The sequence below is a fragment of the Campylobacter sp. BCW_6468 genome, assembly GCF_001762865.1.
Taxonomy (GTDB): domain Bacteria; phylum Campylobacterota; class Campylobacteria; order Campylobacterales; family Campylobacteraceae; genus Campylobacter_D; species Campylobacter_D jejuni.
Genome location: NZ_MJXQ01000016.1, coordinates 1 through 775 on the forward strand (window position 1 = coordinate 1; position 775 = coordinate 775).

Genomic DNA, 775 nt, shown 5'->3' on the forward strand with positions numbered 1-775 from the left:
ATTGAACTTAAAAATGTTCTAAATAAACTTCTTGATGTTTTACAAGCTAGAGTAGGTTCTGATATGAATGCTATTCATAAAATTTTTGAAGAATACAAAAGCTTAGACTTTAGAAATAAATTAGAAAATGCTAGCGGTAGTGTAGAATTAACTACTAATGCTTTAGGTGATGAAATAGTTAAAATGCTAAAACAAAGTTCAGACTTTGCTAATGCTTTAGCTAATGAAAGTGGAAAATTACAAACTGCTGTTCAAAGCTTAACCACTTCTTCAAATTCTCAAGCTCAATCTTTAGAAGAAACTGCAGCAGCTTTAGAAGAGATCACTTCTTCTATGCAAAATGTTTCAGTTAAAACTAGTGATGTTATCACTCAATCTGAAGAGATTAAAAATGTTACAGGTATTATAGGTGATATTGCAGATCAAATCAATCTTTTAGCTTTAAATGCAGCTATTGAAGCAGCTCGTGCTGGAGAACATGGTAGAGGCTTTGCAGTGGTAGCTGATGAAGTTAGAAAGTTAGCTGAAAGAACTCAAAAGTCTTTATCAGAAATTGAAGCTAATACTAATTTACTTGTTCAATCTATCAATGATATGGCAGAAAGTATTAAAGAACAAACTGCAGGTATCACTCAAATCAATGATAGCGTAGCTCAAATTGATCAAACTACTAAAGATAATGTTGAAATTGCTAATGAATCAGCTATTATTTCTAGTACAGTAAGTGATATAGCTAATAATATCTTAGAAGATGTTAAGAAGAAGAGGTTTTAAT

Annotated in this window: 1 protein-coding gene; it reads left to right on the forward strand. The window is 30.8% G+C overall.

What is annotated here, in order from left to right:
- Window positions 1-774 (forward strand): methyl-accepting chemotaxis protein (locus tag AJ889_RS00990; protein WP_252365891.1); only part of this gene is annotated, 774 nt, incomplete at its 5' end.
- Window position 775: the final 1 nt, after the last annotated feature.